Here is a 25772-nt window from a genome sequence, read left to right as displayed (position 1 = left end):
ATGACCCTGAACCGGCGCACCCTGGGCGCAATGGCCGTCGCCCTGATCTGGTCGGCGGCGGCTCCGGCCCTCGCTCAGCTGCCCGCCGTCACGGCTCAGGATCGCGTCCTGGGTCGAGCCGACGCGCCGGTGACGGTCATCGAATACGCCTCCTTCTCGTGCAACCACTGCGCGGCCTGGCACAACGATGTCTATCCGGCCTTCAAGGCTCGCTTCGTCGATACCGGCCAGGTCCGCTACGTCTTTCGCAACCTGCCGACCCAGCCGCAGCAGATGTCCCTGTCCGGTGCTGCTCTGGCGAGGTGCGCGGTGCCTGAGAAGTTCTTCGATGTCGCCAGCGTTCTGATGCACAATCAGCGGGCGGTGCTGGACGGTGGCCTGCTCCAGGACTGGTACGCCCCCGCCATCGCCGCCAGTGGTCGCACGCGCGACCAGATCCAGACCTGCGCCGCCAGCCCCGAAACCCAGGCCGCCATCAATGCCGACATCCAGGGTGCCGCCGCGGCGGGCGTGAACTCCACCCCCAGCTTCTTCGTCAACGGCAAGCCCGTGACCGATCGCAGCCTGGCGGGTCTTGAGGCCGCCATCCGCGCCGCCCGGGCGGGGGGCTGACGCCCTAGCCCATGCAGTTCCAGCGTCTCCGCCTGGTGGGCTTCAAGTCCTTCGTGGACCCGGCGGAAGTGCATATCGAACCCGGCCTGACCGGCATCGTCGGGCCCAATGGCTGTGGCAAGTCCAATGTCCTTGAGTCCATGCGCTGGGTCATGGGCGCGAACTCGGCCAAGGCCATGCGCGGCCAGGGGATGGACGACGTCATCTTCGCCGGGGCCGCCAACCGGCCGCCGCGCAACCACGCCGAAGTCCAGCTGACCATCGACAATGCCCAGCGTCGGGCACCCCAGCCCTTTACCGACGCCCCCATGCTGGAGGTGTCGCGCCGCATCGACCGCGGCCAGGGCTCGACCTACCGTATCAACGGCAAGGAGGTGCGGGCCCGCGACGTGCAACTGCTGTTCGCCGACGCCTCGACCGGGGCCAACAGCCCGGCCCTGGTGCGTCAGGGTCAGATCAGCGAGCTGATCGCCGCCAAGCCCCAGAACCGTCGTCGCATTCTGGAGGAGGCCGGCGGCGTCGCCGGCCTGCACACCCGCCGCCATGAGGCCGAACTGAGGCTGAAGGCGGCCGAGGCCAATCTGGAGCGACTGGACGACATCGGGCGCGAGCTGGAAACCGCCCTCAATCGGCTGAAGCGCGAGGCGCGTCAGGCCGAACGCTACAAGAAGATCAGCGCTGAAATACGCGCCCTGCAGGCCGCCCTGCTGTTCGTGCGCTGGAACGACGCCCGGATTGCCGCCGAGGGAGCAGCCGCCGAGTTGGCCGAGGCGGACCGCGCCGTCGCCGCGGCCACCAGCGCCGCCGCCGCCGCCCAGACCGCCGCCCTGAAGGCGCAGGAGGCACTGAAGCCTGCGCGGGAAGAGGATGCCGTCGCCTCCGCCCTGCTGCACCGCGCCAGTCTGGAACGCGACCGGCTGGACATGGCCGAGCAGGCCGCGCGGGCCGAGGTCCAGCGGCTTCAGGCCGAGACGGCGCGCATCGCCGCCGACATCGAGCGTGAAGGCCGCATGGCCGACGACGCCGCCGCCGAGCTGAGCCGGATCGCCGAAGCCCTCGCGGCCGTCGAGGCCGAGATCGCCGCCGCCCCGGCGCGTGGCCCCGAACTGGAGACGGCCCTCGCCGTCGCCGAGGATGCCCGCCGCGCCGCCGATGCCGAGGTCGAGCGTGTCGCCGGGGCCGTCGCCTCGGTCGAGGCTCGGCTGAACGCCGAGAACGCCCGCAAGCGCGACGCCGAGGCCCGCGTCGCGCGCGCCGGAGCCCAGCTGACCTCGGCCAGGGCCGAGCGCGAGTCGCTGGGTCCGCTGGAAACGCCTGAGATCGAGGCCGCCTCGGCCGAAATGGCCAGGGCCCAGGCCGAGCTGGCATCCGCCCGCGCCGCCGTCGAGGCCGCCGAAGCCGCGCGCGGCGACCGCGCTCGCGCCGAGGCCGAGGCCCGCACCGCCGTTCGTGCCGCCGAGGACCGGCTGGGCCGCTTGCAGACCGAGGCGCGCGGGCTGGCGCAGTTGCTGACGCAGGGACGCCGCGACCATCCGCCCGCCCTGGATCAGGTCCGCGCCGACAAGGGCTATGAGGCCGCCTTGGCCGCAGCCCTGGGCGACGATCTGGATGCCGCACTGGATGCCCGCGCGGCGGCCCACTGGGCCGGGGCTGACGTCACCGCTGCGACCTGGCCGGTCGGAGTGAACCCTCTGGCCGATCATGTGAACGCACCGCCCGCCCTGGCCGCCCGTCTCGCCTTCTGCGGCGTCGCAGAGCGCGCCGCTGCGCCCGCCCTGGCCCGCGACCTTCCCCCCGGAGCCCGCCTGGTGACGCGCGAGGGCGACCTCTATCGCTGGGACGGCTTCGTCCAGCGGGCCGAGGCCCCGCGCCCCGCCGCCGTCCGCCTGGCCCAGCGCACGCGCCTGGCCGAGCTGGAAGCCGAGATCGACACCGGCAAGCCGGCGCTGGACGCGGCCCAGGCCGCCATGAAGGCCGCGACCGAAGCCTTCCGCGCCGCCGAAGAGGCGGTGAAGACCGCCCGCGCCGCACCCTTCGTGCTGGACAAGGCCGTCACCACGGCCCGCGACCGCGTGGAGGCCTTGGGCCGCGAACAGGCCCGCAAGGAGGCGCGCGCCCAGGCTCTGGACGACACCCTCGCGCGCTTGACCACCGAGCACGAGGCCGCCGTCGCCGCTTTGGCTGAAGCGCAAGGCGGAGATGCACCTTCCGAGACGCTGGAGGGCTTGCGGGCCGAACTGGCCACGGCCCGCAGCACCGCCGATAGCGCCCGCACCACCGCCGCCAACGCCCGCGTTGAACGCGACAGCGAGGCGCGTGAGATCGCCGGGCGCACGGCCCGCCGCGACGGCCTGACCCGCGAGCGCGACAGCTGGACCGGCCGCGCCTCGGACTCCCGGGCCCGCGTCGTCGCGCTGGAAAAGGACGCCGAAAAGGTCGCCGCCCGACTGAAGGCCGCCGCCGATGCGCCCGAACAGCTGGCCACACAACGCTCCGCCCTGCTGGATGCGTTGACCGCCGCCGAGACCCGCCGCCGCGCCGCCGCCGACGCCCTGGCCGTGGGGGAGGCCGAAGCGGGAGAGGCCGACCGTGCCGGCCGCGCCGCCGACGCGGCTGCATCCTCTGCCCGCGAGGCTCGCGCCGGCCTGTCCGCCCGTGCCGAGGCGGCTGCCGAAAAGCTGGCCGAGACCGAGGCAAACCTGCGCGAAACCGCACAGATGTCGCCCGAAGAGCTGGGCCAGAAGCTGACCGACGACGCCATCGCCCGCCCGCCCGATGCGGCAGGGGCCGAAAGCCTGCTGTACGGCCTGGAGCGCGAGCGCGAGGCACTGGGGGCCGTCAATCTGCGCGCCGAGGAAGAAGCCACCGAATATGGCGACCGGCTGCAGACCATGAAGGTCGAACGCTCCGACCTGACCCAAGCCATCGCCCGCCTGCGCGACGGCATCGACGAGCTGAACGCCGAGGGGCGCGAGCGTCTGGTCGCCGCCTTCGACATCATCAACGACAACTTCAAGGCCCTGTTCGAGGCCCTGTTCGACGGCGGTCAGGCCGAGCTGAAGCTGGTCGAAAGCGACGACCCGCTGGAGGCCGGTCTGGAAATCTACGCCTGCCCGCCCGGCAAGCGTCTGTCGGTCATGAGCCTGATGAGCGGCGGCGAACAGGCCCTGACGGCGGCGGCCCTGATCTTCGCCGTCTTCTTGGCCAACCCGGCCCCGGTCTGCGTGCTGGACGAGGTCGATGCGCCCCTGGACGACGCAAATGTCGATCGCTTCTGCCGCATGCTGAACGAAATGCGTAACCGCACCGACACCCGCTTCATCGTCATCACCCACAATCCGGTGACCATGAGCCGGATGGACCGGCTGTATGGCGTGACCATGCCCGAGCGGGGGGTCAGCCAGCTTGTTAGTGTGGATTTGAAGCAGGCCGAAGGTATGGTGGCTTAATCATTCCTCCCCCCTTTGGGGGAGGGGGACCGCCGGAACGGCGGTGGAGGGGGGCCTGCCACGGCCGCACTTTCTACGATAGGCTGCACCGATGGACGCCCCGCGCCAGACCGTCGAACGCGCTCGGGAACTTCGCCGCAAGATGACGCTGCCTGAAATCCTGATGTGGACAGCCCTTCGCGGTCGTCGGCTTGCGGGTCTGCGCTTTCGCCGACAGCACCCGATCGGCCCCTACATCCTGGATTTCTATTGCGACGATGCGCGGCTGGCCGTCGAAATCGATGGCGAGCGCCACAGTGAGTCAGACCGCATGGTTCGTGACGAACGGCGAACGGCATGGCTTGAGGCGCAAGGCGTTCGCGTGCTTCGCATCCCCGCTCGAGATGTGCTGGCCGACATGGATGCGGTTTTGAGCCATGTCAGGCAAACTGCTGGCCGTTGAGCCCCCTCCACCACGCTACGCGCGGTCCCCCTCCCCCAAGGGGGGAGGAATAGGCGCTAACACCTCCGTCCGCACGAACCACCCCAGGATCGCCGGCCCCTCGATGACATAGCGCCGGAACATGCGGCGGGGCTGACTGAGCAGGCGGTGCAGCCATTCCAGCGACAGGCGCTGGAACGCCTGCGGAGCCCGTTTTTGACGGCCGGTCAGGAAATCCACCGAAGCGCCGACGCACAGGGTGACGCCATTCTTTCGCCCCGCCAGCCGCAAGGCATGGGCGAACCCCTCCTGTTTGGGGAAGGAGACGCAGGCCAGCAGCACATCCCATTTGGCCTCGGCGGCGGCGCGCACGGCGGTGCCCCAGACCGGCGTGTCGGGTGCCAGCATGGGGGCGTCCAGAAACACCAGCCGGGCCTGCGGATAGCGCGCGACCAGATCGTCGAACGCCTCGCGATCCGGGCCGAAGACCGCGATGGTCAGCTCACGGGCGGCCGCTGACCCAAGCAGGTCCGCCGTCATGTCCGAGCCCGGATAGACCGACAGTCGTTTGCCCTTCAGCCGGGCCAGATGGCTGAGGATGCGGCTGTCGCAGATCTTCAGGTCCGCGCCCTGATAGACATCGGCCCCGACCCGCTCGTCCATCAGCTTGATGACGTGATCCACATTGGGCGTGACGACATAGGCATAGGGACCACGCGCCATCTCGGTGACCCGCCCCAGCAGGGCGGCACGGTCGCCGTCGGCGAAATCCAGCGTCATGAAGCGCGTCATGCCGGGACCCTATCGCGCCCGGGTCAATGGGCGGTTACGATCGAGCATGATCCTGAGCCTGCTGTCGCTGCTGACCTTCTCCGAGCCCGAAGGACCGCACCGGTTCGTCTTTCTGGGTGCCGGACGGTTCGCCCAGTACGCCGACCTGGCCAGCCTTCAGCCCGAGGGCGACGGCGGCCGCATCCGCGTGTTTCAGGTGGTCGAGCCGGACTTCCGCGCCGGCGGCACGCCCTATTGGGGCGGCTGGTCCTGGTGGCGGTTTGACTGCGGAGCCAACGGTTATGTCGACCGGCTGGATTTCGCCAGCGTGCGCGAGGGGGGTCAAGAAGGGCCATCGACGCCCGACGACGCCCCGTCGTACGAAGCCATTCAGGGCGGCGATGCCTTTGAACTGCTGGTCGCGGCCTGCAATCCGGAAAACTACGAGACCGATGCCACCACTCTGAAGGAGGCTGTCCGGCAGGGCCGGGCCAATCTGGCGGCCGTCGACTAGCCCTGCGGCGAGACTGGGGCCGCGTCGCGATCCCACCCCAGCCGATCCCGCGGCAGCGCTTCCGGCAACTCATCGCGCATGAAGGCCAGCATCTTCTCGCGCACCTCGCAACGAAGGTCGAAGGCGATGGAGGCGTTGCGAGCGCTGGTCAGACAGCGGACTTGGACCGTGCGCTCGGTCACCTCGGTCACCTGCAGCGAGACCACATCGCCGTCCCACAGGGGCGAGGCATGGGCGATCTCTTCCAGCTTCATGCGCAGCCGGTCGATGGGGGCTTCATAATCGACATACAGGAAGGCCGTGCCGATCAGGCTGGCGTTGTCGCGTGTCCAGTTCTGGAACGGCTTCTGGATGAAATAGGTCAGCGGCAGGATCATCCTGCGCCAGTCCCACAGCTTGACCACCACATAGGTCGAGGTGATCTCCTCCACCCGGCCCCATTCGCCCTCAACGATGACGGCGTCGTCCAGGCGGATCGGCTGGGCCGTGGCGATCTGGATGCCGGCGATCAGATTGGTCAGGAAGGGCTGCAGCGCCAGGCCGGCCACGATGCCGACGACGCCTGCCGAGGCCAGCAGCGACAGCCCCCACTGGCGCACCCCCGGAATGGTCAGGAGCGCCAGCCCCAGGGTGATCAGGCCGATCAGCAGGGCCGACACCCTTTGCAGGATGCGGGTCTGGGTCACATGCTTGCGGGCACTGAGATTGTCCTCGGCGTCCATGTTGAACTTCCGCAGGTGGACGACGGCCCCCATGTCCACGGCCCCCGCCAGCATCCAGCCGCACACCAGGATGAAGCCGAACAGCAGGGCCTGCCGGATCAGCAGCGACGGTTCCGGGTCCATCGGCGAGACGGTGACGCCCAGACCGATGGCGATGATCATCACCGCGATCCGCACCTTCAGCCGGGCGCGCCCGACCATGCCCCGCCAGAAGACGTCCTTCTTGCGCACCACCCATTTCAGCAGGCCGAACACCACCTGATTGGCGGCCCAGCCGATGAAGACGAAGACGCCGACGATGACGGAGATCACCACCCACTCGGGCAGCCAGTAGAACTCGCGCCAGAGGCGGAAGACCTCGCGGGTCATGTCCTGGATAAAGGTCGGCATGGGCGACCTTTAGCGCGTCACGGTGGCGAGGCGAAGGCCAGCCTTCAGATCGCCACCGCCTCGACCATGTCGGCCAGGTCCGAGGTCGCGTCCGGCAGGGCCGCCGAACGCGCGCCCGCGCTCATGGCCGACAGACGCGCGGGGGCCGAAAGCATTGCATCCAGCGACGCCGTCAGGCGATCGACCGTCACCTCGTCTTCCAACACCATCTCTGCGCCACCCGCCTGAACCAGGCTGAGGGCATTGAACCGCTGGTGGTCGTCCATGGCGATCTTGAGCGGGATCAACAGGGAGGGCAGACCCGCCGCCGCCAGCTCCGAACAGGTCGAGGCCCCGGCCCGGCCGATCACGAGATGCGCCTGCGACAGACGCCGGGCCATGTCGGAAAAGAAGGGCGCGATCTCGGCCGTGATCCCTGCCTGGGCATAGACGGCGCGAGCGGCCTCCAGCGTCTCGGGCCGCGACTGCTGTTGCACCCGCAGGCGTGTGCGCAAGGTGTCGGGCAAGGCCGCCAGCGCCTGTGGCACGGTGTCGGACAGGATGCGCGAGCCCTGGCTGCCGCCGGTGACCAGCACATGGATCGGACCGTCGCCGGTCGGGGCCACAAACGCCCGCTCGCCCAGCGCCCGGATGTCGGCCCGCACCGGATTGCCGACCAGGGTGACCCGCGCGCCGACGCCCTGCGGCACCTTCTGCAGGTTCGGAAAGGATGACGCCACGGCCCCGACATAGGGGCTGAGCCAGCGGTTGGTGCGGCCCAGCACGGCATTCTGTTCATGCAACAGCGTCGGCCGACCCTGGCTGAGCGCCGCCAGCAGGGCGGGGGCGGAAGGGTAGCCGCCAAAGCCGACCACGACCGCCGCATCCAACCGCTTCAGCGCCGAGCGTGCTTGAACCACACCGCGCGTGATCGCCAGGCCCGCCTTGGCCATGCCGATCGGCCCGCGCCCGGTGGCGGCATCCAGCGCGATCCGCTCCTCGGCCGGAAAGTTCTGGGCATAGGCCTCTCCCCGGCGATCCGTGGCCAGCACGATCCGCCAGCCGCGCCCGGCCAGCTCGCGCGACAGGGCCTCGGCCGGGAACATATGCCCACCGGTCCCACCGGCGGCGACGACGCAGAGTTTTGAAGTCATGGATGCCTACTAGCCCAGGATACGCCGTCGCGGCAGGCTGGTCCCCGGCTCATAGGCACCCGGCCGCTTGCGGGTCAGGGCCAGGGCCAGCCCCATGGTCAGGCCCATGGCCACCATGGACGAGCCGCCATAGCTGATGAACGGCAGGGTCATCCCCTTGGTCGGGATCATCCGCAGATTCACCGCCACATTGATGCAGGCCTGCAGCCCGATCAGGATGAACAGCCCCGCCGCCGCCGTCTGTTCGAACGGGTCGCGCAGCCGCATCGCCTTTTGCATGCCGCGCAGGACGATGAAGGCGAACAGGCCGATCATGATCAGGCTCAGCACCAGGCCGAACTCCTCGGCCCCGACGGAATAGATGAAGTCGGTGTGCAGGTCGGGCACCGAGCGCTTCATCACCCCCTCGCCCACACCGCGTCCGACCAGGCCACCGGCACGGATGGCCTCTGACGCGCGGTCGATCTGATAGGTGGCATTGGCGTCGTCCGAGCCGAAGCGGCTCAGGCGATCGCGCATGTGGCTGAAGCTGAAATAAAGGCCCACGACCCCAGCCGCTCCCGCCGCCGCCAGCGCCGCCACCCATTTCAGCGGCACCCCGGCCATGAAGAAGACCGCCATGAAGGTGGTGGTGATCAGCAGCGTCTGGCCGATGTCCGGCTGGATCAGCAACAGGGCGACCGTCAGGCCCCACACACCGAACGCGATGCTGACGCCGGGCACGCCCTCGCCTTTCTGGCCTTCCGCGAACATCCAGGCGGAGAAGACGATCAGGCCCGGCTTGGCGAACTCTGAGGGTTGCAGGCTGAACGGACCCAGATTGATCCACCGAGCCGCGCCCTTCACCTCATCGCCGATTAAGGGCAGCAGCATCATGGTCACGATGGCACACAGCAACGCGGCCAGGGCGATGCGGCGCACCCCGCGCGGCGAGAAGAAGGACGTTCCCAGCAGCATGATCAGCCCGGCACAGCTGAACACCATCATCCGCCAGCTGTAGTGGAAGGGGTCGGTGATCGACTGGTCGGCCAGGATGGCGGCGGGGCTGGAGGCGAAGCTGAGCGCGACGCCCATCCCCATCAGCGTCAGGGCCGCGGCCAGCAGCCCCCGGTCTACCGTCCAGAACCAGTTGGCCACCGGTCCCTTGTCATTGCGCGAAAACGCGGGGCTATAGGCTTCGGTCATGACGGGGCCAGGGGGGTTGCGCCGAGGGCCAGGACGGCGGCGCGAAACGCCTCGCCGCGCACCTCGAAGTCGGGATACTGATCGAAACTGGCGGCCGCGGGGCTGAGTAACACCACCTCTTCGCGCCCCGTGGCGGCAGCGGCCTCATAGGCTTGCTGCACCGCCGTGGCCATATCGCCGCTGATCCGGTGCGGGGCATCCCCCAGCCGGGCCGCGAACGGCCCCGCCGCCTCGCCGATCAGGAAGGCTTCGACCACGCGCGGAAACAGATCCTCCAGATCGTCGATCCCCCCCGCCTTGGCCCGCCCGCCCGCGATCCAGAAACTGCGATCATAGCTGGTCAGCGCCTGCCGCGCCGCATCGGCATTGGTGGCCTTGGAGTCGTTGACGAAGCGCACGCGACCGAGCGTGCCGACGGTCTCCATGCGGTGGGCCAGGCCAGGGAAGGAGAGCAGGCCCTCGACGGCGGCGTCGTGCGAGACGCCGAGCGCCAGAGAGGCTGCGTAGGCGAAGGCAGCGTTCTGGGCGTTATGGCGGCCGGGGAGAGACCGGGCTTGCGTCAGGGCAATTTCATCCTGACCCGGCACGGCCAGTGCGCCATTTGAAACCACGATCTCTTCCGAGCGCACTGAGTGACTCGCGCTGCTGACCCGAGTCGTTCTCAGCCCCTGGACCGCCAGCTTGCTCTCGACGGCGAGACCCCATTCCTCATCTGTCCCAACCAGCGCAAGCGCTGCCGGCCCCTGCGCTTGGAACAGCCGCGCCTTCGCCGCGACATACTCCTCCATCCCGCCATGCCGATCCAAATGGTCCGGCGAGATATTCGTCAGGATCGCCACGTCCGGCGCGAAGGTGGTGGTCAGGTCCAGCTGATAGCTCGACACCTCGATCACATAGACCGCCTCAGGCGTCGGCTCGGGAAGGGCCAGCACGCCGATGCCGATGTTGCCGCCGACATGGACCGTCAGCCCGGCCTGTTTCAGCACCCAGCCGATCAGGGCCGTGGTCGTGGACTTGCCGTTGGTGCCGGTGATGGCGACGACGCGGGGGCGCTGTCCCTCCGGCAAGGCCGCCAGTGCCCGCGCGAACAACTCGATGTCGCCGATGATCTCGATGCCGGCCTCATGCGCCTTGTCCACCGTCCAGTGCGGCTTGGGATGCGTCAGTGGCGCGCCGGGCGACAGGACCAGAGCCGAAAAGCCCGACCAGTCGGCGACCGTCAGATCCTCGACCACAAAGCCTTCGGCCTCGGCCTGCATGCGGCTGGAGACGCTGTCGTCCCACAGCACCGGCAAGGCCCCGCCGGCCTTCAAGGCGCGCGCCGCCGTCAGCCCCGACCGTCCCAGGCCGAAGACCGCGATGCGCCGCCCCTCGAAGCCGGGAACAGGGATCATCCTAGCGCAGCTTCAACGTCGCCAGGCCGGCGAGGGCCAGCATGGCGGCGACGATCCAGAAGCGGATGACCACCGTCGATTCCGGCCAGCCCATCTTTTCGAAATGATGGTGGATCGGCGCCATCAGGAAGATGCGTTTTCCGGTCGCCTTGAAATAGGCGACCTGGATCATGACCGAAGCGGCCTCGATGACGAACAGGCCGCCGACGATACCCAGCACCAGTTCGTGCTTGGTCGCCACGGCGATGGCCCCCAGCGCGCCGCCCAGGGCCAGCGAGCCGGTGTCGCCCATGAAGATCTTGGCCGGCGGCGCATTGTACCAGAGGAAGCCCGTGCCCCCGCCGATGATGGCCGCGCAGAAGATGGCCAGCTCGCCCGAGCCCGGCACATGGTGGACACCCAGATAGCCCGAGAAGATGAAGTTGCCGACCAGATAGCTGATGATGCCGAAGGCTGCCGCCGCCATCATGACCGGCACGATGGCCAGGCCATCGAGACCGTCGGTCAGGTTCACCGCATTGGAAAAGCCCACGATGGTGAAGGCCGCGAACGCCACATAGAACCAGCCGATATTCAGCAGCACGGCCTTGAAGAACGGAAAGGCGATCGAGGTCTCCAGCCCCGGCGAGGTCGGCGACGCCGTCATCCACAGCACGGTCAGGATGCCCGCAATCACGGACACCACGACCTGGGCCGCCAGTTTTTGCTTGGAGGTCAGGCCCGCCGAGGTCTGTTTGGTTACCTTGGCATAGTCGTCGATGAAGCCCAGCACGCCGAAGGCCGCCGTCACGAAGCTGACGATCCAGATGTAGGGATTGGTCAGGTCGCCCCACAGCAGGACTGCCACCGCGATGCCCGCCAGGATCATCAGACCGCCCATGGTGGGGGTGCCGACCTTGGACAGGTGCGAGACCGGGCCGTCGTCGCGGATCGGCTGGCCCCGGCCCTGTTTGGCGCGGATCCAGTTGATGAACCGACTGCCCATGGCCACCGACACGATCATGGCCGTCGCCATCGCCAGCGCCACGCGCACTGTCTGGTACTGGACCAGGTTCAGCAGGGGATAGTCCTGCGCCACATCGGAGAACTGCAGATACAGCAGATAGAACATCAGACTTCCTTTGCCCCTATCGCTCGCGTCGCGGACGCTCGCTGCTTGAGGGGCGGTTCGCTGCCCAAGGCCGCCAGGGCCTTGGCGACCATCGACGCCTTCGATCCGTTCGAGCCCTTGACCATGACCACGTCGCCGGACCCGGCCAGCACCATGGCCTCGGCCGCCAGCTCGGCCGCCGTCTCGCGCCACAGGCCCCGCCGCGAGTCCGGCAGAATGTCGTACAGTGCCTTCATCTCCGGCCCGGCAGCGTGGACCATGTCCAGCCCCGCCGCCTCGATCGGACCGGCCAGGCCCTGATGCAGCGCCCGCGACTGGTCGCCCAGTTCCAGCATGTCGGTCAGGACGACCACGCGCCGACCGCCCGGCCCCACCGGCCTGACGCCCAGGCTGCGGAACCCCGCGGCCATCGACAGCGGATTGGCATTGTAGCTTTCGTCGATCAGGGTGAAGGCCCCGCCGGGCGCCGCCACCTGTATGGTCTGCCCCCGCCCGGCCAGGGGCGCAAACCCGGCCAGGGCCGCCAGCGCCGTCTCCAGCGGCACGTCCAGCGCCTCCAGCATCAGGATGACACACAGGCTGTTCAGGCCCCAGTGATGGCCCGATTGCGCGAGGCGATACTCCAGCGCCTTGCCGTGCAGTTCGGCCCGCACGGTCGCCCCCTCAGCGTCCGGCGTGAACCCGATCAGCCGCGCTTCGTGGGCGGCCCCGGTGCCGAAGCGCAGGACCTGCGCCCCTTGCGCCCGCGCCGCCGCTTCCAGCACAGCCGCCTGCGCCACATCCCCGTTCAGCACCGCCGCGCCGCCGGGCAGCAGGCCTTCGAAGATCGACGCCTTCTCCGCCGCCACACCGGCCTCGCCATCGGCAAAGGCCTCGATATGGACCGGCCCGACAGTGGTCACACAGGCGGCATGGGGCGCGACCATGCGCGACAAGGGTGCGATCTCGCCCGGCGCATTCATGCCGATCTCGAACACGGCCCTGTCCGTCCCCTGTGGCATCCGCGCCAGGGTCAAAGGCACACCGATGTGGTTGTTGTAGCTCTTGATCGACCCGTGGGACGAGCCGGCCAGATCCAGCCCGGCCTTGATCGCCTGGGTCACGCTGGTCTTGCCGACACTGCCGGTGACGGCCCCGCGTCGTGCGGCCCGGTCGCGGGCGGTGATACCCAAGGCTTCCAGCGCCTTCAGCGTATCGGTGGTGACGATGGACGGCCCGCCCTCGACGCCATGCTCCGTCAGCGCCCCGGCCGCTCCTGCCGCAAAGGCCGAAGCGGCGAACGCGTGCCCGTCCCGCGCGCCCTTCAGAGCCAGAAACAGGTCGCCCGGCACGATCTCGCGGCTGTTGTAGGTCAGGCCCGTGACCGCGAAAGGCGGGCCGGAGAGGCGTCCGCCCGTGGCCGCTTCGATCTGTTCAGAGGTCCACAGGACAGGTTTGGCGGGCGCAGGCTTAGCAGGCATGGGCGTTCAGGGCTTCGGCGGCGACGGTCGCGTCGTCGAAGGGGTGGGTCACCCCGCCGACGATCTGGCCCTGCTCATGCCCTTTTCCGGCGATGACCACCACATCCCCGTCGCGCATCATGTGGATGGCGTGGTGGATGGCTTCGCGGCGGTCGCCGATCTCTTGCGCGTCCGGACAGCCTTCCCGCACCGCCCGCCGGATAATGGCAGGGTCTTCACCGCGCGGATTGTCATCCGTGACGATGGCGACATCGGCCAGCCGACCCGCGATCTCGCCCATCAGAGGGCGCTTCGCCCGATCCCGGTCGCCGCCCGCGCCGAACACGACGATCAGCCGTCCTGTCGCATGCGGCCGCAGAGCCGACAGCACCGTCTCCAGCCCATCGGGCGTATGGGCATAGTCGACATAGACTTCACCCTTCCCGCTTCCGCCCGGGATGCGCTCCAGCCGCCCCTGCGCGCCCTCGATCTTCTCCATCGCCGCCAGGACGCGCTCAGGGCTTTCGCCGCCCGCGATGCACAGCCCCGCCGCGACCAGGGCGTTCGACGCCTGAAACGCTCCCGCCAGCGGCAGCAGCACCTCATGCAGGCTGCCCCGCACATCCAGTGACAGCCGCTGGCCCTCCGGCACGGCCTTGCGGCCCAGCAGGGTCAGATCCCGCCCACGCTCACCCACAGCCATCACGCCCAGGCCCGACATGATGCTGGCCGAGGCGAACTGGGAATAGGCGTCGGAATCGGCGTTCAGCACCGCCGTCCGCCCCCGCGGCAGCAGGGTCTCGAACAGCCGCAGCTTGGCGTCGCGATAGGCGGCCATATCGCCGTGATAGTCCAGATGATCCTGGGTCAGGTTGGTGAAGCCGGCCGCCTTCAGCGTCACCCCGTCCAGACGCCGCTGGTCGATGCCGTGCGACGACGCCTCCAGCGCCAGATGGGTCACGCCGCCCTCGGCCAGATCGGCCAGAAGTCGGGCAGCATCGGCGGCGTCGGGGCTGGTCAGGCCCGGCCCCGTCAAGGCCTGATTAACGTTACCGGACTGTTTCAAAACCCCAAGGGTGCCCATGCTCGCCGAGGTCAGGCCCAGCGCCGCCCAGATCTGGCGGCAGAAGGCGGCGACCGAAGTCTTGCCGTTGGTCCCGGTCACGGCGACGCAGGTCGCGGGCTGGGCCCCATAGAAGCTGCGGGCTGCGATGGCATAGGCCCGGCGCACATCGCCGGAGGTGACCAGCACTGGCGCGATCGCCGTGTCGGTATCTGCCGGGGCCAGAACGGCCGCCGCCCCCTGCGACAGGGCCTGGGGAATGAAGGCGCGGCCGTCGGCGGCACTGCCCGGCAGTGCCACGAACAGGGTGCCGGGCGCGACCTTGCGGCTGTCGGAAGTGACGCCCGTGATCATCGGGTCGCTGGCCACGTCGCGGCGCAGCAGGTCGGACAGGCGGACCGGCGGCTGGACGCTCATCGCCCGTCCCCCTCGACGTCCTCATAGGTCGGCACGCGCTCCCCGGTGGCCGTGCGCCAGACGTCGGCCCGGCGCTGGACGCCCAGGAAGGGCGCGATCCGGTCGGCGATCCGGCCCACGGCCGGTGCCGCGACGAAGCCTCCTGTGCGCGGATAGGTCTGAGGCTCGTCCATCAGGACCAGGATCTGATACCGCCGCGCATTGACCGGCCCGTCGGCCGGGAACACGGCGGCAAAGGTGCCGATGGCGTGGGCGGTCGAATAGCGGCCATTGACCGACTTGTTGGCCGAGCCCGTCTTGCCCCCGACCCGCAGGCCCGGCGCATCGGCGCGCGTGCCGGAGCCGTTGACGACATTGCGCCGCATCAGATCCAGCATGGTCAAGGACGTCTCGGGCGAAATGATCTGGCGCACCGGCGCGTCCGGCCGACCGCCCTTGCGCAGGGTCAGGGGAATATAGCGCCCGCCGTTGGTCATCGCCTGCATGGCCGCCGCCATCTGTAGCGGCGTGATCGAGACGCCGTAACCGAACGACAGCGACGCCAGGGTCGAGTCCGACCATTCGCGCGGCACGATGGGCGTTTCCGACCCGATCTCGAATGGAGCCTGCGACAGAAGGCCGAAGCGCTGGAAATAGTCGCGCATGACCGCCGGCCCCATCTCGGTCGCCAGGCGCGAGGTGCCGATATTGGACGAGTGGAGGTAGACCTCCTCCAGCGACATCACCTTGTTCTGGGCGTGAAAGTCCTTGATGCGACGGTTGCCGATCTGGAGCGCTTCCGACGCATCGATCATGGTGTTCATGTCGGCCCGGCCCGTATCGATGGCGGCGGCCACGGTGAAGGTCTTGAACACCGACCCCATCTCATAGGTCGCATTGGCCGCCAGATTGCGCGAGTTGGTGCCCGGCCAGCTGGCCATGCCTAGAACCTCGCCCGTCTGGACGTCGGTGATGATGCCGACCGCGCCCTTGGCCTGGGTTTCCATAGCCATGGCGGCCAGCTCATTCTCCAGCACGCCCTGGACGCGCAGGTCGATGGAGGTCTGGAAGACTTCGCCGCGCGCTCCGGCGGCGCGAACCTCGGCATCGAACGCCTTCTCGACGCCGGACAGGCCGGCCTCGCCGCCCTCCTCGACGCTGCCGACGACGTGGCGGGCGGACTGGCCCAGCGGATAGACGCGGACATCCTCCGGCTCGAACGTCAGGCCGCCCAGGGCCAGATCGTGCACGCGGGCGCGCTCGGCCGGCGTCAGACGGGCCAGGGCCAGCACCCGACGATCGCCGTTCACGGCGCGGGTCAGGCGACTCATGCGGATGCGGGGCACAGCCCTCTTGATGGCGGCAATCGTGGCCGGGCGATCCCAGACCTCCGACGGATCGATATAGAGACCGTAGTGGGTGATGTTGGCGGCCAGCAGGGCCCCGTTGCGATCGACGATGTCGGCCCGCATCGTTGCGTTGGGATGCGACGCGCTGCCCACCCCCACCTGCGGCCCCCACAGCGCCGCCTTGGCCGCACCCAGCGCCAGACAGAAGAAAACACCCGCGAACAGCCAGCGGATCAGCAGGATGCGAACCCGCGTGTCCTCTTCGGGCCGCGCATCGGCCCGCGCCCGGCCAAAGGCATGCTCGACCCACCACATGGCCTCGCCCAGCCAGCGCCAGGACGGCAGCTTGCGCGACAGCTCGCCCAGCTTTGACACACCCGGGGCCGGGCGAGTCCAGGCCTGATGATGCGGATCGTGCACGCTCATTGCGCAGCCTCCGCAGGCGCTTCCGGCACCGCCGCCTGCTCTTCCGCGACCGGCGCGGGACCGGCGGGCGGCGGGGCGATGACCACCGGGCGAGGATCAGGCTCCGGCGCGATCAGGGGCAGGCCCTGTTCGGTGGCCTGGCGATGCACATCGACAGGACCCAGACCCGCCTCGCGCGACAAAGCCTCCAGACGCGCCGGCTGTTCCAGACGCGCCACCTCGGCACTCAGCAGACGGACCCGCTCGCCGTTGGTCGCGATCTGGCGTTCCATGTCGGCGATCTCGCTGCTCTGACGCGCCGCCGCCGCCTTGGCGACATAGACGGACAGGACCATCAGGGCGACCAGAATGACGCCGATGATCTCGACCCAGCGGATACCCCGGACCTTCCAGGCGAAGACGCGTTGAACGACGGCGGGCACAGTCATGCGGCCACCCTCCCCCACGGCGCGGCGTCGGTCCGTACCGCCGCCCGCAGCTTGGCCGACCGGGCACGCGGATTGGCGGCCAGTTCGGCCTCGCCCGCCTCGCGCGCGCCCTTGAACGCCAGGGTGAAGCTGGGCTTGCGGGTGTCGATGGCCACCGGCGTATGACGCGAACCGCCCGGCGCATTGCCGGTCCGCTCGGTCAGGAAAGCCTTGACGATCCGGTCCTCCAGCGAGTGGAAGGTCACGACGGCCAGACGGCCACCGGGGGCCAGCGTCGCCTCGGCCGCCTCCAGCCCGGCGCGCAACTCGCCCAGCTCGTCATTGACCGCGATCCGCAGGGCCTGGAACACGCGCGTCGCCGGATGGATGGCCGCTCCGCGACGCCCGCCCAGGGCCTTTTCGACCACGGCGGCCAGATCCAACGTGCGCTCGAACGGCTTCTCCACCCGGCGACGCAGGATGGCCGTGGCGACCCGTCCCGATTGACGCTCGTCGCCATACAGTTTGAAGATATGGGCCATCGGCCCGTGGTCCCAGGTATTGACGATGTCGGCGGCGGTCTCGCCCTCATCCGACATACGCATGTCCAACGGCCCGTCGCGCATGAAGGAAAAGCCGCGCTCGGCCTGATCCAGCTGCATGGACGAGACGCCGATATCGAACACAACGCCGTCCAGACGCGCCTCGCCCGTCCCGGCAAAGGCCTCGGCCAGGCCTGAAAACGGCGTGCGGACCAGCTGGAACTTGCCGGGATAGTCGTTGGCCACGGCGTCGGCATGCGGCTGGACCGTCGGGTCGCGGTCCAGGGCGATCACGGTCGCGCCGGTCGCCAGAATGGCGCGGGTATAGCCACCGGCCCCGAAGGTCGCATCGATGATCACATCGCCGGCTCGGGGCGCGAGGGCTTCGATCACTTCGTCCAGCAGGACCGGGGCGTGGGGCGCGGTCGTCATGCACCCTCCCCAACGGCGCGCGTCGTCTCGCCGTTCATGACCTTGCGGGCCAGGGCGCGGCTGGCGGCGCGGCGGGCGTTCCACGCCTTGCGATCCCAGATCTGGAAGCGCGGCCCCATGCCCGCGATGACGACGTCCTCGCCCAGCCCGGCCTCCTGGCACAGACCTTCGGGCAGGGTGATCCGGCCACCGCTGTCATAGGACAGCGGGCGCTGGGCGGCATAGAAGGCCTCTTCCATGGCGGTGCGTTCGTCGCTGCCGAACGGCAGGGCCTCGATGCGGGCGACATATTCGGCCATCAGCCGGTCGCCGCCGGCCTCCAGACAATCCGAGGCGATGGAGAAGAAGCAGAAGACGCCGTTCTGGGCTCCGTTGTCGGCGGTGCGGAACTCCTGCGGGATCAGCAGGCGCCGCTTTCCGTCCAACTGTTTCTCATAGGTTCCGAGAAACACGACCGCCCCAACTCGGGCCCTTCGGCCCGCCCCTCTGATCCGATTGACGCCGTTCGGCGCACGCCTCACCCCACTCGATGCAGATGGGATAGCATGGGATTGAATGGGTCTCAATGGGATTAGTTGACGAGGATTAACCTCAATTGGGCTCGCAATGGCAGTAAGGCCGTGAACATACAAGGAACACGCAAAGTATAGACAGGCTGTGGACTATTATCGCGCCGCGATGCTGACACAGGCGTTAACGCGCGAACGCGGTGCGCTCGCCGCATTTACGCTCAAGCAGCGAGGCTCCGCGAGCCGAACGTTAGCGCTCTTCCCCTTGGAAAAAAGCGCTCAAGCAGCGAGGCTCCGCGAGCCGAGCGTTAGCGCCCTTCCTCTTGAAAGAAAGAATGTCAGACGGCCTGTAAGCCGGGTTCTGTTCCGCACCGAGATGCAGCGACGATCATTCATCTGGACCGCCCATCGCTGGACGGTTCTCGCGACCTACCCGGACGTCCGGGGCGGTGAGCCCTGCAAGCGAACTTGCGCGACGTCCCTATTCGGTCTTGCTCCAGGCGGGGCTTGCCTTGCCGTCGCTGTTACCAGAGACGCGGTGGGCTCTTACCCCACCCTTTCACCCTTACCGGTCCCGCAGGTCCGGAGGTTTGCTTTCTGTGGCGCTATCCCTCGGGTCACCCCGGGCGGGCGTTACCCGCCGCCTTTTCACCGTGGAGCCCGGACTTTCCTCGACCGAGGCCGAAACCCCCGCCGCGACCGCCCGACCGTCTGACAGCCGCTAGGTGCGCTTTTGCGACGCGCAGGTCAACGCCGGCTCAACGGACTTCGCGAGGGTCCGCCACGGGTGGTAAGCGGACCTATATTGCCGAGGTGATCTGTGGTCTGTTCGGCCGGGCAAGGTGAGCCGGGATGATGAAGGACCGATCATGATAAAGGCTAGGTTGGTTGTTTTACTTCTGACCACAGCCATAGCAGGCGCTTGCTCGAATGGCGCTCCCGCTCGTGAGCAGCCTCAAACGGGAATGAGCAGTGAGTTTACGCCCGGATCACGCAGGCAGTTTGACGGTGTATTGCTCGATCTCGGTGGCGGTGGGCGTCTTGGGGTTATCGATATCCAAAAGTCGAGCATTAATCCTGACAGGATCTTTGCAGAGACATTGTTGCTGCAGCGAAGCCCCGCCGGATTGCCCGAACAATTGCCTGACACAATGCAGTTCGACGCGACATCGCAAGTGATTGAGATCGAATGCTCGGCGCATAGGCACCGGATAGTAGCCAACCTGAACTACCGACGAGACGGAGAACTTGTAAGCGCCTTGCCGGTTGAAACCGCTTTCACTGATTTTGCCGGCTATCAAGGAACCGCCGACAGCATTTGCGACGGCAGCTTTCCACGGACCCCTATATTGAGGTTCACCGGTATCTCCGAGTTTCTGGATCTTGCGGACAGGCCAGACTTGACCAGACTGCGGCGAGTCGGCGGGTAAACGAGCCAAAAGGCTGAACTTAAGTTTTTGATTATCGCTGCGGGCAGGCCCGCTATGGGTCGAGAGCGGTCGCCGACATCAACACTGAAAGCGGACATTGGCCGAGTGTTAGGGAAGCCCGCACTCACGGCCGTCCCGCTAGTTCAGCACCCCGGTCGTGCTCTCCGCCGTCGCCAGTTGCAGCACCCCCATCAGCGTTGCCCGCGTCTCGCCGTCCGCCACGCCGTCCACCTGCGCCGGTCGCCAGTGGCGCTGGAAGGCTTCGACGGTCAGCCGGGTCGCCTCGTCATAGTCACCACCGGGAGCCAAGCCATAGCCCAGGCGGTGCAGGCCGGCGCGCAGGACGATGACGCCCAGCCCCTCGTCCCCGACCTTCAGCGGCACGCCCAGCGCCGCGACCCGCTCCTGCGCCGGTTCGAACCACAGGCCGTGGCCAGCACCGGCCAGTCGCTTCCACGGAAACCGCTCGCCCGGGTCCTGCTTGCGCTCAGGCGCCAGGTCGGAGTGGGCGATGATGCGGTTGTCGGAAATGGTCCAGCGCGTGCGGATGTCCGCGATCAGGCTGATCACCGCATCGACCTGAACCTCGGGGAAGTCGCGATAGCCGAACTCATGGCCCGGATTGACGATCTCGATGCCGATGGAGGCGGCATTACAGTCGGTCTCGCCCAGCCACACGCCCCGCCCCGCGTGCCAGGCCCGCCGTTCCTCGGGGACCAGTTTCAGGATGGAGCCGTCCTCGTGGACGACATAGTGGGCCGACACCTTGGCCTCGGGGTCGCACAAGCGTGTGATCGCGGCCTCGGCGGTCTGCATACCGGTATAGTGGAGCACCAGCATGTCCGGCGGGCCGCGCCGGGCATCGAAATTCGGGGACGGAACGTCGCGGACGATCAACATGATCCTCCCTGAACGTCTCTAGCGGCCCGTCCGCTCCCAGCCATAGGCGACCCAGGCCCCATCGACCTTGCGGGCCTCGATGACACCGTCCTCGGCGCGGCGGTTGCGCACCGTCATCCGGCGACGCGCCCTAAGGGCCAGTCCCGCGAAGAAGACCAGCACGGCGGCGAACACGGCGAACACAGCGACCGCCGCGGCGGCGAAGACGGCCAGCACGGCCCCGACGGCCATGGCCACCATGGTCGCGATCACGCCACCCAGCCACACCACCGGCGCGAACAGGTTGCCGGAGGGACGGCGGCCTTGCGGGCCGAGGGCGATGCGGTCGGACGGGCTCATGTCTTCACCTTTGCTGGGCGCTGCGAACAACGCCTTGGCCGCAATGTCGGTCCATCGACATGAACCGTCAATGACCGACACATCACAGGTCGGTGCAGGGCGTCGTTTCGTCTCAGTACGGCTGATCGGCCAGGACCGTCGCCCCCGACGCCCGCGCCCGATCGGCCTGCACCCGGCGCACCAGGGCCTCGGCCTGCGGGTCGTTCATGACGCCGCCGATACCGACCAGAACCCTGGCCGCCTCGCTGGACACGCCGAACGCTTCCGACAGGGCCTCGAACGGCGACTGCGGCGTCGGGTAGCGTTTGAAGCGGACCGAATCGCCGGCCGGGATCCGGGCCAGTTCGCGTGCCTTGGCCACGGCTTCCGTCAGACCGCCAAGCTGATCGACCAGGCCCAGTCCCTGAGCCTGCGCCCCGGTCCAGACCCGGCCCCGAGCGATCTGGCGCACCCGGTCGGGCGACAGTTTGCGCCCCGTGGCCACGCGGGTGATGAACTCATCGTATGTCCGGTCGATCTGGGCCGCGAAGGCCGTACGCTGCTCGGGCGTGAACGGCTGCGAGGGCGAAAAGGCGCTGGCATAGTCCCCGCCGACCGACAGGCCGCGCATGTCCACGCCGAACCGGCCCAGCGCATCGGCCAGCACGAACTTGCCGCCGAACACGCCGATGGAGCCGGTCAGGGTCGAGGGCTGGGCCACGATCCAGCTGGCCTCCGAACTGATCCAGTAGCCGCCGGACGCCGCATAGTCGCCCATCGACACCACCACCGGCTTGCCCGCCGCCTTGGCCGCGCGCACAGCCGCCAGGATCTGCTCCGAAGCATCAGGCGAGCCACCCGGCGAGGAGACGCGGAAGACGATGGCCTTGACGCTCTTGTCCTCGATCGCCTGATAGATGGCCTCGGCCGTGTCGTCGGAACTGATCTGCGAGCCACCACCGAAACCGCCGCTGCCCGTGCCCGTCATGATCGCGCCCTCGCCACCCACGATGGCGATGGCCGAACTGCCCGAGCCGGTGCGCTCGCCCTTGGACGAGGCATAGTCGGAAAACTCAATCAGCTCGGAGCCGCTACCGGCCAGACGCTTGATCTCGGCCTCGGCCTCCTCGACCTGGCCGATCTTGTCGATCAGGCGGTTCTGCAGCGCCTGGGCCGAGGAATAGGGCCCGGCCTCGATCACGGTGCGCAGGGCCTGCGGCGTCTGCTTGCGATCCTGGGCCGCATTGGCCAGCGACGTCGTATAGATGGACGTCATCCAGGCCGACATCGCCTCGCGGTGCGCGGGCGTGAAGTCGCTCTCGGTGAACTCGTTGACGGCGTTCTTGTATTCCAGCCGCTGCTCGAACTGCGGCTCGACGCCGTATTTGTCGAAAGCGCGGCCCAGGAAGATGGAGTCCGCCGAAAAGCCCGCCAGCTGGAAGGCCGAGGTGTTCTGCATCCACAGCTGGTCCGCAGACGCGCCGACCATATAGCTGCTGACCGAGGTGCCGATGGGCATGAAGCCCTGGCTGTGGGCAATCACCGTCTTGCCCTTGGCGCGGAAGCGGCGGATGGCCTGACGGATTTCGTCGGCGGCGGCGGGCGTCATCCCCCCCTCGGGCAGGCGGATCAGCAGGCCCTTCACCTTGGCGTCGTCCCCGGCCTGGGCCAGGGTATCCACGATCTGCAGCGTCGACAGGCCCGAGCCGCCGAAGGCCGCGAACGGATTGGTCGGCGTCTGGTCCGTCACGCCCTCGCGCAGGTCAAGTTCAATGACCGTATTGCCGGGCGTCGCCGGCTTGGACGAGGCGGAGGCGACGATGATGCTGATGAAGACGACCGGAATGACCACGAAGAACAGCAGCAGGCCGGCGAACACGCCGCCCATGGTCAGGAAGAATTGCTTCATGATGTCGTCGAAAACCCGTTCCGGACCGGCACTGGCCCTTGGGCCAGCATAGGGGGGCCTCCGCCCCGGTCAAATGAAGGTCCCGTAATCAACTGCGCCACCCGACCATTACGCTGCGCTGCAACACGCGCATTGATGAGCCGCATCGAAACCCCTATATGAGCCGCCTGCGAGCGGGGGCCTATCGCCCCGCGTCTGAATGGACCGCACTCCCATGCTGGTCACGATGATGAAGGCCAAACTGCACCGCGCGACGGTGACCCAGGCCGATCTGGACTACGAAGGCTCCATCGCCATCGATATGGAGCTGCTGGAGGCTGCCGGCATTTTCCCGCACGAACAGGTCGATGTGCTGAACATCACAAATGGCGCGCGCTTCACCACCTATGCGATCGAGGCTCCGCGCGGGTCCAAGGTGATCGGCGTCAACGGTGCAGCCGCCCGCCTGGTCCAGAAGAACGACAAGGTCATCGTGGTCACCTATGGCCAGATGCCCCAGGAACAGGCCCGCCAGTGGAGCCCCTCCGTCGTGTTGCTGGACGACGGCAACGCCATCAAGCGCGCGGCTTGACCATCGGCTGACGAGGGCGTTGTCTCGGTCCAGTCGTCTTCAAGGCGTCACCCAGGACTGACGATGATCCACCTACTATCCAAACTACGCTGGCCGCTGTTCGCGGCCTATGTGCTGGCGGGTGGCGCGGCGGTGATGATGGCCACGCCGATCGGACTGAGCGCGCTCGGCCTGTCGCTCGACAGCCTCAGCTTCCTGCCCGCCCGCATCCTTACCGCGCCGTGGAGCCTCGTGCCGTTGCTGGCCGGCCTGGACTCCGTCACGACCTTGGCCGTGTTCATCATCGGCTATGGCTTCAACGTCGCCCTGCTGATGGTAGTGGCGCGAGAGTGGACCTACGACCCCTCCCCGTCCGCGACGGACGAGGAAGGGCCGCTGCTCTGACCTAGCGGTTCAGGTCGTAGACGCCCGTGATGTCGATGCGGATCGTCAGCTCGCCCGCCGCGACCGGGGTCGAGGCTCCGGCGTCCATCGACATGGCGCGTGCGGCATACATCGGCATCGGCGGTTGGGGCGCATAGCCGCCGCCTTCAGACAGCGAGCGGATGCTGCCCAGCGGCGTGCCCAGGGCGTCGGAATACAGGGCGGCCTTGGCCTGAAGATTGCGCACCGCCAGACGACGCGCCTCGTTCTCGGCCGACGACGGATCCTTCAGGCCGAAGCTGATCCCGTCGATCTGGTTGACGCCCACGGCGACCACGGCATCGGCGGTGGTGCCGACCTTCGACAGATCGTTGATGATCACCGTCACCCGGTTGTTGGCCTGATAGCCCCGCAGTTTCGGCGGCTCGTTCTGAACGTAGTCGTACTGGGCCGACAGGTTCAATCCGCTGGTCTGGACGTCGCGCTCGTTGATGCCTGCGCGGCGCAGGGCGGCCATGACCTGGGTCATGCGGGTCGCATTCTGCTGCATCGCCTCGGCGGCGGTGGCGGCTTCGGTTACGACGCCAAAGCTGATGGTCGCCATGTCCGGCGCGGCCTTGACCTCGCCATAGGCCGACAGGTTCAGCGACGGGCGCTCGGTCACGGCCTGGATGGTCAGGGGCGCACCGCCGTTCGGCTGCGACTGGGCCATGGCCGTCGTGGTCATCAGGCCCGACGCCATCATGACGCCGCCCAGAACCAGGGCGCGGGAAAGGGTTTTCATCTTGGTCTCCGTAACTCAGTGACGATCCATCCGGCATGACCGTGTCGATCAACCGTGTCGCCACAGTGACGCCTGTCGGCTGAACGCCGGGACGGCGACGGCGACAGACGCCGTTCATCTGCATGAATTCGCAGACAGGCCCGCGGTTGCAAACCGCTCTTGGCAAGCCCGCCGCCGCCCTGCTAGGCCACGCGCACGGCGGGCGTGTAGCTCAATGGTTAGAGCCGACCGCTCATAACGGTCTGGTTGGGGGTTCGAGTCCCTCCACGCCTACCGGCCCGATTAGGAAAACGGCCCCGAACGCGCTGCGCCGGGGCCGCTTCACCTCAATGGGCTGACACAGCCTAGAACCGCGCGGACAGCGTCACGCGAAACCCGTGGTAGGCCAGTTCGTCATTGGTCCGGCGCTGGTCGGTACCGGCCGGATTGACGATCAGGAATGGATTGGTGGGCGGTGCGGTGCCGGGGCCGGTACGCACGGTCAGTCCTTCGTCTGCATCGAGACTGGTATACAGATACTCGGCTCCGACGGTAATTCGGTCGTTCAGCCACGTCTCGACGCCGAAACCGGCCTGATATCCCGTCGCATCCTGCTCGGAGACCAACGGCGTAAAGCTGTTGACGGCATTGGTCGTGAAGTAGCTGTCGGTCACCTTGGCGAACGCGGCACCGCCGGTGACATAGGCCAGGGTCCGCCCGAAGGCATAGCCGCCGCGCAGACGGGCCGCATAGACCACGTCCTCGATCTCGCGATTGAATTGATAGGCGGCGGGCGTGATGCTGAAGGCGGTGTTGAAGTCCTCGACGTCCACCGCCGCCGCCTCGGCCACGAGGCCATAGACCCAGGGACCAGACTGGAAGTCCCAGCCCACGCGCACGGCGAAATCGCCTTTGACGTTGTCGTCGTCGGTGCAACCCGCAGCGAAGTTGTTGGCGCTAGCCTTGCCGTTGCAGAAGCCACCGGGATTGGCCGTCGTCGGGCCAAAGGCATCCACGCCGCCCGTGGTGCGAACCGTGTCGTTGAAGTTGCCGTCCAGATTGGTGTCAAAGACAACGCGCTCGTCTTCGTCATCGTCGGCCACCGCGCCCCCGGCGGACAGGCCGATGTAGGGGCCACTCCAGTCCTGCGCCGTGGCCGTCCCTGCCATCGCCAGCAGAGTGGTCGCCGCCACAGCGGCCAGTGTGATGTGTCGCATAATCCTTCCCTCCTCTGACCGGACAGCGGCCAGCTC

At 68.0% G+C, this 25772-nt stretch carries 24 protein-coding genes, 1 tRNA gene and 1 other RNA gene; 7 read left to right on the top strand and 19 right to left on the bottom strand.

Features of this window, described 5'->3' with window-relative positions:
• The 3 genes from ACE3TH_RS09655 (at window position 1) to ACE3TH_RS09645 (ending at window position 4503) form a co-directional block, all read left to right on the top strand.
• Window positions 1-612, top strand: a complete 612-nt coding sequence (locus tag ACE3TH_RS09655; RefSeq protein ID WP_374599542.1) for a thioredoxin domain-containing protein — start codon at window positions 1-3, stop codon at window positions 610-612.
• Between the two features lie 11 nt (window positions 613-623).
• Window positions 624-4061, top strand: coding sequence for a chromosome segregation protein SMC (gene smc / locus ACE3TH_RS09650; RefSeq protein ID WP_374599541.1), 3438 nt, complete (start codon window positions 624-626; stop codon window positions 4059-4061).
• A gap of 91 nt (window positions 4062-4152) precedes the next feature.
• Window positions 4153-4503, top strand: coding sequence for an endonuclease domain-containing protein (locus ACE3TH_RS09645; protein ID WP_374599540.1), 351 nt, complete (start codon window positions 4153-4155; stop codon window positions 4501-4503).
• Window positions 4504-4518: 15 nt separating this feature from the next.
• Here ACE3TH_RS09645 and ACE3TH_RS09640 read toward each other — a convergent pair whose 3' ends face one another.
• Entirely contained in the window at window positions 4519-5274 is a 756-nt protein-coding gene (locus ACE3TH_RS09640; RefSeq protein ID WP_374599539.1) for a WecB/TagA/CpsF family glycosyltransferase, read from the bottom strand.
• Here ACE3TH_RS09640 and ACE3TH_RS09635 point away from each other — a divergent pair.
• A complete protein-coding gene (locus ACE3TH_RS09635) occupies window positions 5273-5767 on the top strand; it encodes a hypothetical protein (protein WP_374599538.1) in 495 nt (164 codons plus the stop codon). The genes ACE3TH_RS09640 and ACE3TH_RS09635 overlap by 2 nt on opposite strands.
• On the opposite strand, the gene ACE3TH_RS09630 is transcribed toward ACE3TH_RS09635, so the two are convergent.
• The 16 genes from ACE3TH_RS09630 to sppA form a co-directional block, all read right to left on the bottom strand.
• Window positions 5764-6879 (bottom strand): mechanosensitive ion channel family protein, encoded by a 1116-nt coding sequence (locus tag ACE3TH_RS09630; protein ID WP_374599537.1) that lies wholly within the window; start codon window positions 6877-6879, stop codon window positions 5764-5766. The genes ACE3TH_RS09635 and ACE3TH_RS09630 overlap by 4 nt on opposite strands.
• Window positions 6880-6923: 44 nt before the next feature.
• On the bottom strand, window positions 6924-8012 hold the full coding sequence (gene murG, locus ACE3TH_RS09625; RefSeq protein WP_374599536.1) for an undecaprenyldiphospho-muramoylpentapeptide beta-N-acetylglucosaminyltransferase: 1089 nt from the start codon (window positions 8010-8012) through the stop codon (window positions 6924-6926).
• A 9-nt stretch (window positions 8013-8021) separates the two neighbouring features.
• On the bottom strand, window positions 8022-9197 hold the full coding sequence (locus ACE3TH_RS09620) for an FtsW/RodA/SpoVE family cell cycle protein (protein WP_374599535.1): 1176 nt from the start codon (window positions 9195-9197) through the stop codon (window positions 8022-8024).
• Window positions 9194-10591, bottom strand: coding sequence for a UDP-N-acetylmuramoyl-L-alanine--D-glutamate ligase (gene murD / locus ACE3TH_RS09615; RefSeq protein ID WP_374599534.1), 1398 nt, complete (start codon window positions 10589-10591; stop codon window positions 9194-9196). Before murD ends, ACE3TH_RS09620 begins: the two co-directional genes overlap by 4 nt.
• 1 nt (window position 10592) lies before the next feature.
• Complete coding sequence (gene mraY, locus ACE3TH_RS09610) at window positions 10593-11702, bottom strand: phospho-N-acetylmuramoyl-pentapeptide-transferase (protein ID WP_296170139.1); 1110 nt, start codon at window positions 11700-11702, stop codon at window positions 10593-10595.
• The gene (gene murF, locus ACE3TH_RS09605) at window positions 11702-13162 is read right to left on the bottom strand and encodes a UDP-N-acetylmuramoyl-tripeptide--D-alanyl-D-alanine ligase (protein ID WP_374599533.1); all 1461 of its coding nucleotides are present in this window, start codon (window positions 13160-13162) and stop codon (window positions 11702-11704) included. Before murF ends, mraY begins: the two co-directional genes overlap by 1 nt.
• Window positions 13152-14621 carry a UDP-N-acetylmuramoyl-L-alanyl-D-glutamate--2,6-diaminopimelate ligase gene (locus ACE3TH_RS09600; protein ID WP_374599532.1) on the bottom strand — a complete coding sequence of 490 codons (1470 nt, stop codon included), beginning with the start codon at window positions 14619-14621 and terminating at the stop codon, window positions 13152-13154. Before ACE3TH_RS09600 ends, murF begins: the two co-directional genes overlap by 11 nt.
• The gene (locus ACE3TH_RS09595) at window positions 14618-16375 is read right to left on the bottom strand and encodes a peptidoglycan D,D-transpeptidase FtsI family protein (protein WP_374599531.1); all 1758 of its coding nucleotides are present in this window, start codon (window positions 16373-16375) and stop codon (window positions 14618-14620) included. The genes ACE3TH_RS09600 and ACE3TH_RS09595 overlap by 4 nt, the downstream gene beginning before the upstream one ends.
• On the bottom strand, window positions 16372-16803 hold the full coding sequence (locus tag ACE3TH_RS09590) for a cell division protein (RefSeq protein ID WP_374599530.1): 432 nt from the start codon (window positions 16801-16803) through the stop codon (window positions 16372-16374). The genes ACE3TH_RS09595 and ACE3TH_RS09590 overlap by 4 nt, the downstream gene beginning before the upstream one ends.
• Window positions 16800-17756 carry a 16S rRNA (cytosine(1402)-N(4))-methyltransferase RsmH gene (gene rsmH, locus ACE3TH_RS09585; RefSeq protein ID WP_374599529.1) on the bottom strand — a complete coding sequence of 319 codons (957 nt, stop codon included), beginning with the start codon at window positions 17754-17756 and terminating at the stop codon, window positions 16800-16802. Before rsmH ends, ACE3TH_RS09590 begins: the two co-directional genes overlap by 4 nt.
• Entirely contained in the window at window positions 17753-18208 is a 456-nt protein-coding gene (locus ACE3TH_RS09580; RefSeq protein WP_374599528.1) for a division/cell wall cluster transcriptional repressor MraZ, read from the bottom strand. Before ACE3TH_RS09580 ends, rsmH begins: the two co-directional genes overlap by 4 nt.
• Before the next feature lie 391 nt (window positions 18209-18599).
• Window positions 18600-18980, bottom strand: an RNA gene (gene rnpB, locus ACE3TH_RS09575) — RNase P RNA component class A.
• Window positions 18981-19254: 274 nt separating this feature from the next.
• Entirely contained in the window at window positions 19255-19704 is a 450-nt protein-coding gene (locus tag ACE3TH_RS09570; protein WP_374599526.1) for a hypothetical protein, read from the bottom strand.
• Window positions 19705-19833: 129 nt separating this feature from the next.
• A complete protein-coding gene (locus ACE3TH_RS09565) occupies window positions 19834-20595 on the bottom strand; it encodes an N-acetylmuramoyl-L-alanine amidase (RefSeq protein WP_374599525.1) in 762 nt (253 codons plus the stop codon).
• 18 nt (window positions 20596-20613) lie between these two features.
• Window positions 20614-20934 (bottom strand): hypothetical protein, encoded by a 321-nt coding sequence (locus ACE3TH_RS09560; protein ID WP_374599523.1) that lies wholly within the window; start codon window positions 20932-20934, stop codon window positions 20614-20616.
• Between the two features lie 112 nt (window positions 20935-21046).
• Window positions 21047-22822 (bottom strand): signal peptide peptidase SppA, encoded by a 1776-nt coding sequence (sppA, locus tag ACE3TH_RS09555; RefSeq protein ID WP_374599521.1) that lies wholly within the window; start codon window positions 22820-22822, stop codon window positions 21047-21049.
• A gap of 214 nt (window positions 22823-23036) precedes the next feature.
• On the opposite strand from sppA, the gene panD reads away from it, so the two are divergent.
• The gene (panD, locus tag ACE3TH_RS09550) at window positions 23037-23393 is read left to right on the top strand and encodes an aspartate 1-decarboxylase (protein ID WP_374599591.1); all 357 of its coding nucleotides are present in this window, start codon (window positions 23037-23039) and stop codon (window positions 23391-23393) included.
• Window positions 23394-23456: 63 nt separating this feature from the next.
• On the top strand, window positions 23457-23777 hold the full coding sequence (locus ACE3TH_RS09545) for a hypothetical protein (RefSeq protein ID WP_374599519.1): 321 nt from the start codon (window positions 23457-23459) through the stop codon (window positions 23775-23777).
• 1 nt (window position 23778) lies between these two features.
• Here ACE3TH_RS09545 and ACE3TH_RS09540 read toward each other — a convergent pair whose 3' ends face one another.
• A complete protein-coding gene (locus ACE3TH_RS09540) occupies window positions 23779-24540 on the bottom strand; it encodes an SIMPL domain-containing protein (protein WP_374599518.1) in 762 nt (253 codons plus the stop codon).
• Window positions 24541-24740: 200 nt separating this feature from the next.
• On the opposite strand from ACE3TH_RS09540, the gene ACE3TH_RS09535 reads away from it, so the two are divergent.
• Window positions 24741-24813 (top strand) — tRNA-Ile (locus tag ACE3TH_RS09535).
• 71 nt (window positions 24814-24884) lie between these two features.
• Here the strand turns inward: ACE3TH_RS09535 and ACE3TH_RS09530 are convergent.
• Window positions 24885-25736 (bottom strand): outer membrane protein, encoded by an 852-nt coding sequence (locus ACE3TH_RS09530; RefSeq protein WP_374599516.1) that lies wholly within the window; start codon window positions 25734-25736, stop codon window positions 24885-24887.
• Window positions 25737-25772 lie beyond the last annotated feature (36 nt).

The sequence above is a fragment of the Brevundimonas sp. genome, assembly GCF_041919755.1.
Classification (GTDB): Bacteria; Pseudomonadota; Alphaproteobacteria; order Caulobacterales; family Caulobacteraceae; genus Brevundimonas.
This window is presented reverse-complemented; position numbering and strand designations above follow the sequence as displayed.

Excerpts from the sequence above, each read along its gene's own strand:
- ACE3TH_RS09545 (WP_374599519.1), top strand. The coding sequence starts at position 23,457 with ATGATCCACCTACTATCCAAACTACGCTGGCCGCTGTTCGCGGCCTAT.
- ACE3TH_RS09600 (WP_374599532.1), bottom strand. The coding sequence starts at position 14,621 with ATGAGCGTCCAGCCGCCGGTCCGCCTGTCCGACCTGCTGCGCCGCGAC.
- ACE3TH_RS09590 (WP_374599530.1), bottom strand. The coding sequence starts at position 16,803 with ATGACTGTGCCCGCCGTCGTTCAACGCGTCTTCGCCTGGAAGGTCCGG.
- murD (WP_374599534.1), bottom strand. The coding sequence starts at position 10,591 with ATGATCCCTGTTCCCGGCTTCGAGGGGCGGCGCATCGCGGTCTTCGGC.
- ACE3TH_RS09640 (WP_374599539.1), bottom strand. The coding sequence starts at position 5,274 with ATGACGCGCTTCATGACGCTGGATTTCGCCGACGGCGACCGTGCCGCC.
- ACE3TH_RS09620 (WP_374599535.1), bottom strand. The coding sequence starts at position 9,197 with ATGACCGAAGCCTATAGCCCCGCGTTTTCGCGCAATGACAAGGGACCG.
- sppA (WP_374599521.1), bottom strand. The coding sequence starts at position 22,822 with ATGAAGCAATTCTTCCTGACCATGGGCGGCGTGTTCGCCGGCCTGCTG.
- ACE3TH_RS09645 (WP_374599540.1), top strand. The coding sequence starts at position 4,153 with ATGGACGCCCCGCGCCAGACCGTCGAACGCGCTCGGGAACTTCGCCGC.
- ACE3TH_RS09630 (WP_374599537.1), bottom strand. The coding sequence starts at position 6,879 with ATGCCGACCTTTATCCAGGACATGACCCGCGAGGTCTTCCGCCTCTGG.
- panD (WP_374599591.1), top strand. The coding sequence starts at position 23,037 with ATGCTGGTCACGATGATGAAGGCCAAACTGCACCGCGCGACGGTGACC.
- ACE3TH_RS09595 (WP_374599531.1), bottom strand. The coding sequence starts at position 16,375 with ATGAGCGTGCACGATCCGCATCATCAGGCCTGGACTCGCCCGGCCCCG.
- ACE3TH_RS09530 (WP_374599516.1), bottom strand. The coding sequence starts at position 25,736 with ATGCGACACATCACACTGGCCGCTGTGGCGGCGACCACTCTGCTGGCG.
- mraY (WP_296170139.1), bottom strand. The coding sequence starts at position 11,702 with ATGTTCTATCTGCTGTATCTGCAGTTCTCCGATGTGGCGCAGGACTAT.
- ACE3TH_RS09655 (WP_374599542.1), top strand. The coding sequence starts at position 1 with ATGACCCTGAACCGGCGCACCCTGGGCGCAATGGCCGTCGCCCTGATC.
- ACE3TH_RS09540 (WP_374599518.1), bottom strand. The coding sequence starts at position 24,540 with ATGAAAACCCTTTCCCGCGCCCTGGTTCTGGGCGGCGTCATGATGGCG.
- ACE3TH_RS09635 (WP_374599538.1), top strand. The coding sequence starts at position 5,273 with ATGCCGGGACCCTATCGCGCCCGGGTCAATGGGCGGTTACGATCGAGC.
- rsmH (WP_374599529.1), bottom strand. The coding sequence starts at position 17,756 with ATGACGACCGCGCCCCACGCCCCGGTCCTGCTGGACGAAGTGATCGAA.
- murG (WP_374599536.1), bottom strand. The coding sequence starts at position 8,012 with ATGACTTCAAAACTCTGCGTCGTCGCCGCCGGTGGGACCGGTGGGCAT.
- ACE3TH_RS09565 (WP_374599525.1), bottom strand. The coding sequence starts at position 20,595 with ATGTTGATCGTCCGCGACGTTCCGTCCCCGAATTTCGATGCCCGGCGC.
- murF (WP_374599533.1), bottom strand. The coding sequence starts at position 13,162 with ATGCCTGCTAAGCCTGCGCCCGCCAAACCTGTCCTGTGGACCTCTGAA.
- smc (WP_374599541.1), top strand. The coding sequence starts at position 624 with ATGCAGTTCCAGCGTCTCCGCCTGGTGGGCTTCAAGTCCTTCGTGGAC.
- ACE3TH_RS09560 (WP_374599523.1), bottom strand. The coding sequence starts at position 20,934 with ATGAGCCCGTCCGACCGCATCGCCCTCGGCCCGCAAGGCCGCCGTCCC.